Origin of the sequence: Nostoc sp. FACHB-888 (genome assembly GCF_014696655.1) — a bacterium.
Lineage (GTDB): Bacteria > Cyanobacteriota > Cyanobacteriia > Cyanobacteriales > Nostocaceae > Nostoc.
Map to the genome: position 1 here is coordinate 1 of NZ_JACJQM010000267.1, position 4,715 is coordinate 4,715.

At 42.4% G+C, this 4,715-nt stretch carries 10 protein-coding genes; 2 read left to right on the top strand and 8 right to left on the bottom strand.

Annotation, left to right across the window (positions count from 1 at the left end):
• Positions 1-203: 203 nt before the first annotated feature.
• From H6G26_RS43495 to H6G26_RS38635, 8 genes are all read right to left on the bottom strand, one after another.
• A complete protein-coding gene (locus tag H6G26_RS43495; RefSeq protein ID WP_242054298.1) occupies positions 204-620 on the bottom strand; it encodes a hypothetical protein in 417 nt (138 codons plus the stop codon).
• A gap of 85 nt (positions 621-705) precedes the next feature.
• A complete protein-coding gene (locus tag H6G26_RS38605; RefSeq protein WP_190737031.1) occupies positions 706-936 on the bottom strand; it encodes a hypothetical protein in 231 nt (76 codons plus the stop codon).
• Between the two features lie 14 nt (positions 937-950).
• Positions 951-1,274, bottom strand: coding sequence for a hypothetical protein (locus H6G26_RS38610; protein ID WP_190737033.1), 324 nt, complete (start codon positions 1,272-1,274; stop codon positions 951-953).
• The gene (locus tag H6G26_RS38615) at positions 1,271-1,471 is read right to left on the bottom strand and encodes a hypothetical protein (protein ID WP_190737035.1); all 201 of its coding nucleotides are present in this window, start codon (positions 1,469-1,471) and stop codon (positions 1,271-1,273) included. Before H6G26_RS38615 ends, H6G26_RS38610 begins: the two co-directional genes overlap by 4 nt.
• A gap of 39 nt (positions 1,472-1,510) precedes the next feature.
• A complete protein-coding gene (locus H6G26_RS38620) occupies positions 1,511-1,897 on the bottom strand; it encodes a hypothetical protein (protein ID WP_190737037.1) in 387 nt (128 codons plus the stop codon).
• Between the two features lie 6 nt (positions 1,898-1,903).
• A complete protein-coding gene (locus H6G26_RS38625; RefSeq protein ID WP_190737038.1) occupies positions 1,904-2,119 on the bottom strand; it encodes a hypothetical protein in 216 nt (71 codons plus the stop codon).
• Between the two features lie 65 nt (positions 2,120-2,184).
• Positions 2,185-2,730, bottom strand: a complete 546-nt coding sequence (locus tag H6G26_RS38630) for a hypothetical protein (RefSeq protein ID WP_242054302.1) — start codon at positions 2,728-2,730, stop codon at positions 2,185-2,187.
• A gap of 168 nt (positions 2,731-2,898) precedes the next feature.
• The gene (locus tag H6G26_RS38635; RefSeq protein WP_190737042.1) at positions 2,899-3,465 is read right to left on the bottom strand and encodes a hypothetical protein; all 567 of its coding nucleotides are present in this window, start codon (positions 3,463-3,465) and stop codon (positions 2,899-2,901) included.
• On the opposite strand from H6G26_RS38635, the gene H6G26_RS38640 reads away from it, so the two are divergent.
• Together H6G26_RS38640 and H6G26_RS38645 are read left to right on the top strand one after the other, a co-directional pair.
• Positions 3,448-3,846, top strand: a complete 399-nt coding sequence (locus H6G26_RS38640; protein ID WP_190737044.1) for a hypothetical protein — start codon at positions 3,448-3,450, stop codon at positions 3,844-3,846. The genes H6G26_RS38635 and H6G26_RS38640 overlap by 18 nt on opposite strands.
• 173 nt (positions 3,847-4,019) lie before the next feature.
• Positions 4,020-4,265: a helix-turn-helix transcriptional regulator gene (locus H6G26_RS38645; RefSeq protein ID WP_199327275.1), complete on the top strand. Its 246-nt coding sequence runs from the start codon at positions 4,020-4,022 to the stop codon at positions 4,263-4,265.
• Positions 4,266-4,715: the final 450 nt, after the last annotated feature.

Sequence of the window (4,715 nt, forward strand, 5' to 3'; positions counted from 1 at the left end):
CTGGACTTTCGCCTGTCCCATACCAAGACCTTCACTGTTCAATAGCTTTAAAATCTGTACCGCTTATCCTGCATCGCTTAGAGCTTTTCTTAGTGCCATTCGAATCGTATACATTGTATTTCTGCCAAAAATTTGAACTCCAATGTACCCAATGGCAGTAGCTGCAACTATCCCAGTGATTCCTTTGACAATCTGATTGCGTTTCATAGAGGCTTCCTTTGGTTTACTTGGAGTGTAAGCAAATACTTTCGGCATTCCTCCGCTCCCCGATAAATCAGCAAGCGCAGTGCATGAATCTCTTGAATGAAGGAGTTACAGTTTTGGGCAATCTCTGGGATCAATTCCTGTTGCGATTGCACATAATCTTGATGGTTTTGTTCCAGCAGTTCAATCTTGGAGTTAAGATGCTGCGGGTATTTCATCATTCTGATGCATCCAGTGACAAAAGCTTTCAGTAGGAGTAAATTATTAAACTCGATCCGTCCGTCTGGAAATTCCAGATAGACTCGTCCAGTCTGCATATCTCGTTCCCATTCAATACCCAAACCTTGAAGTTTTTCGAGTAGTGGCAAGAGTTCGTATTGTTCTATTGCTGGTTCTGGTTTTAACTTTGTTAACATCACAAATTTCTCCTATTAGTCCTTTGTTGTTGGGATAAATTCTATTAATCTTGGCAATCTCTATTAGACAGCAGCCCGTTGCTCCTCAAAAGATTCTTCCTGTTTGCTGCTCGGTCATTTGCTCTATCTCATCAATTGCATTGACTACTTCCCCTAAAACATTAAACGCATCATTTAGCACCACATCATTTGATGTAGAAAAATACTCTGACGATTGAAGCCTGCGATAATCTTTACTACTCCCAACAAGCCGCAACGTATATTGACACCCTTGTAAGATAGTCCGAATCTCTGATGTAGTTAACTTGATTTCCATTGTTGTTTATCTCCCTAAAATTTATCTCGTTGAATACTCAAACTTGCTCCGACTAAAGAAGTCCCTAAGAAGGTAGAAAAACTTACCAGCATTGCACCCAAGCAGATACTTTTCTGTTGCTGCCAGTAATGAGAACTCGTAGCAATCTCTATTCCCCAACAGCCCATTGCCCCTACTCCAGAGAATCCAGTAATCAGCAGAGAGGCGATTGCAGTTGTTTCTATGGTGCGATCAATGAATACTTTGGGGTTAAATCTTTTTCGAGTCCGACGAAGAATTAATTTATTACGAGTGTTTGAAGGCAAAGATGATTGATGAGTTACTTTATGGATCTTCATTTGGTTTCATCCAACTCTACAAAAAAACCTGCACCAGTATTTGTCACTTTCACCAGCTTTCGATTCACTAATGTTTGTATGACACAGAGACTAAATTTGATACTGCACAATCGAGCGCTACCCCCACAACGGCGGAGATACTGTAGGCATAATGAGGAATGGTCAGCAGGGGTGGGATGAGTGGATTTTCTCGGCATGATGTTTTCCTATCGGTGTTATGAGAATATGTAATTCCTTCAATTCAGTTCAGGCAATTGTGCAAGCGCTCCCTCCATCCATGCTTGAATTGCTTCCATCTCAGAAACACCTCGTAATACAGCATCAATTACGTGTTTCTGATAAGAGTTAGCAGCATGATTTGGATGTTCAAACTTATTCCCAGCCCAAGCGAAACACATGGTTTTCACTAGTTCATCAATCTTGGTAGTATCAAGCTCACTCGGACTCGTAACATTTCGAGAATGCAGCCATTCTTTCACCAAGTCCAACGGATAATTTAAAAGTGTGCGAACTTCTTTGACTCGCAAATCTTTTGGGTTGATTGATGGTGGAGTTATAGCTTGTTTGGTTGCTCGATATAACAGTTGCCCAACTTGGCAAACCTTGAGGAATACTGGTTGCATAGAATTTCATGATTCTGCGTCCTGATTAAACTTGACCTCAACAATTTCTTCTACACACCCCATTGCCTCACCCAAGTAATGCAGAACATCGCCCAAATGAGTCGCTGCTTCTGGGTCAATCTTCTTGTCTGCAATCAACAAAAACCCATTTTCATCTTGAGCGATCGCTTGAATCTTTTGGTAGCAGGAGTTGAACTGGTTCAGTATTTCTGTGGTTTCCATTGGTATTATTTATGAAGCTAAATAGTTTTATTGAGGGGGTGGGCTGTCAAGACCCACCTTTTTCCTTACGCTGCTACCAAATCCCTAGTTTCTGGCGTTGGGACGTATCTCTTCAACCGCTCCCATTCGTCACTCGTCAGTGTATCAAATTCAATATCTAGCAACTCTTCTTCTGTGGGTGATTGTTCTGTAGTCGCGGTTGATATCCTTGCCACCTTCATAAATTGGTCTAGTCCGACTGCTGCATCAACCGATTCGGTGTATCGAATCTTATCTACAGCATTTGACCAGTGGGTGATGTGTTGAAATATCACCCCAATCATGGAATCAGCTTTGTACACGCGATAAACTCTGGGGCAAGCCCCATTCACGTATACAAGTTTGTAGGGAAGAATTTCTTGCACCTCTGCGTTGGGGTCGGTTGGAGGTAGGAGTATCTTCTCAAGAGACTCTTTCAATTCCGTTTGTTGAAGAGAAAATGTGGTAATCATAGTCTGTGTGCCATGATGATTTAAATTGTCATAAATTTCGTTGTACAGGCGATTGCATAACTCTAGGTCTGTGATCGCTTTTCTTACTTGCAGTACTAAAGATTTCTTGCACCTCTGCATTCGCATCAGTCGCAGGTAGGAGAATTCTCTCGTGACAGTCACCTACTTGAAGTAAGAGGTTACTTGCTGCACTTTATGTCATGATTATTATTTCTAAAGCAGCGATTGAGCTTTGGAGGCGATTGCTCTTGTCTTGGGGCAGCAATCGCCCTTTCTACCTTCAGCAACTTACGCCGCTACTGCCGCTCGGACTCCTAACGACGCAATCACATCTTTTGCACTGCCAGCAACCCGATTTACCCCGTACTGTCTTGGTCTAGCGTACCAATCTTGTTGATTGCACCCGACGAAGCCAACAAAACGCCCGTCCTGGTAGAGTTTGGTGCTGAAACCTAACCAGTCAATTTCACCGTGGTACAGACCAAAAACAGTGCAGGCTTTTTCCAATTCATCGCTCAATCGTTCGTTACGTTCCCGTCGGGTTTCTGGCAGAGTCGCTTTTACCTCTGCGACTCTTGTAGCGAACCAGTCCCGGTCGAAGGGTAGTCGTCCACCTTCCACAAACTGCACCCATACCGTAATCCCGCCTTCAATCCAGATGGTGCGAACTGATTCGGGTTGGACTTCGATAATCTCGCCAATGATACGGCGATCTCTGCTGGTGAGAGGATCTTGGGTTGGAGCTACAGCTTCGGCTTGGGATTCGAGAAGGTGGTTTAGTTCTGCTTGGGCTAGGGCTTGTTCGTTAACAGAAGAACTAGGAATTGCTTGCTGTGTATGTGTTGCATAGTTCATAATGGAAATCTCCGTAATAGGGGAAAAGGCGATCGCAGAAGTTGTCCAGACCGAGCGATCACCTTTGTTATGTGTGCAAACAACGTTGTGGTTTGGCACAACGCTCTCAAAAAGATTTGGCGTAGCCATATATTTGCGACTCAAAGCCAGTGGCACTTGAGCGATACCAATACAGGAGATACAGCGTATCAGGCGACGTGTACGACTTCAAACGCTTCAACTGTCGTCCGCCGTCCTGCTGGTAATTTCTTATTCAGTGCAAATCCATTTCCCATCTGTGTACCCATTGCCTTCTCTGGTTGCGCCAGTGCCTCGGTTACTCATCAAGCGGTCACTTTGGATTGTGCTGTCATGGTTCGGGGAATGCAAATCGTTGATTAAGTTTGGGGGCAAACAGTTTGCTGTTCCTGTAGCCTTATATTTATCAATATACTCTAGTTAACTAGACTTGTCAACTACAAAAACTAGTTAACTAGACTAGTTAGCTATTGACTAGACTAGTTAACTAGATTAGACTAGGCAACAAGACAAGTAATGTAGAGGAGGTGATTAAGTTGAAGTTGCTCATTTTTATGGATTTAAAGGAGTTGCGTGAGAAAGCTAATTTATCAGCTGAACGGGTAGCAGTAGAGTTAGGTAAATCTGTTTCTACTATTAGATTTTGGGAGGCAGGAACATATATTCCTAGCCTTAGTCCCAGTGAAACCCTACAGCTAACCCGTCTTTACCGATGCACTCTTGAAGAGTTATCGGAGTCTTTTATTGAAACGCAGCGCAAAAGCGGAAAAAAGCTTGATTAAAATGGCTTTTTTCTTACCCAACCATAAAAGAGCAGATTAAATCACTGGAAAGTAATCACGTAATTCCTTAGCAAGATTGTTCTAGGCTGAGTTAGTTTTTTGTCAGCTTAGTAGAGATGACTTTTGCGTATGATCTGTTTTTGCTTGATAAAGAGGAGAAGATTCTTTCTTTCATCAGCTATTAATTCGCAAACAGGACATAGAAGTAGAACGCATACATACTTATGTTTTAGTTGTATTGTTCTATACTTTAAAAATATTCTGATTCAGGCTTTTTCCAGAAATTTACAAGATAAAGCGATCGCTCGGCACTAAACAAGGTGCGAAGTAGTTTTTAAAGAACCATATTCACAAATAGTTCAGGGTTCTAAATCGGCGGAGTGTTAAGTCTGCACCGTCAATATTTTCATGCTCAAAACCCAATAAAGGATGAGAACAAGACATAGAGGG

What these genes read in the sequence shown, in the direction of transcription:
- H6G26_RS43495 (WP_242054298.1), bottom strand. Translation starts at nt 620, where the DNA reads ATGTTAACAAAGTTAAAACCAGAACCAGCAATAGAACAATACGAACTC.
- H6G26_RS38605 (WP_190737031.1), bottom strand. Translation starts at nt 936, where the DNA reads ATGGAAATCAAGTTAACTACATCAGAGATTCGGACTATCTTACAAGGG.
- H6G26_RS38610 (WP_190737033.1), bottom strand. Translation starts at nt 1,274, where the DNA reads ATGAAGATCCATAAAGTAACTCATCAATCATCTTTGCCTTCAAACACT.
- H6G26_RS38615 (WP_190737035.1), bottom strand. Translation starts at nt 1,471, where the DNA reads ATGCCGAGAAAATCCACTCATCCCACCCCTGCTGACCATTCCTCATTA.
- H6G26_RS38620 (WP_190737037.1), bottom strand. Translation starts at nt 1,897, where the DNA reads ATGCAACCAGTATTCCTCAAGGTTTGCCAAGTTGGGCAACTGTTATAT.
- H6G26_RS38625 (WP_190737038.1), bottom strand. Translation starts at nt 2,119, where the DNA reads ATGGAAACCACAGAAATACTGAACCAGTTCAACTCCTGCTACCAAAAG.
- H6G26_RS38630 (WP_242054302.1), bottom strand. Translation starts at nt 2,730, where the DNA reads ATGCAGAGGTGCAAGAAATCTTTAGTACTGCAAGTAAGAAAAGCGATC.
- H6G26_RS38640 (WP_190737044.1), top strand. Translation starts at nt 3,448, where the DNA reads ATGTGTTGCATAGTTCATAATGGAAATCTCCGTAATAGGGGAAAAGGC.
- H6G26_RS38635 (WP_190737042.1), bottom strand. Translation starts at nt 3,465, where the DNA reads ATGAACTATGCAACACATACACAGCAAGCAATTCCTAGTTCTTCTGTT.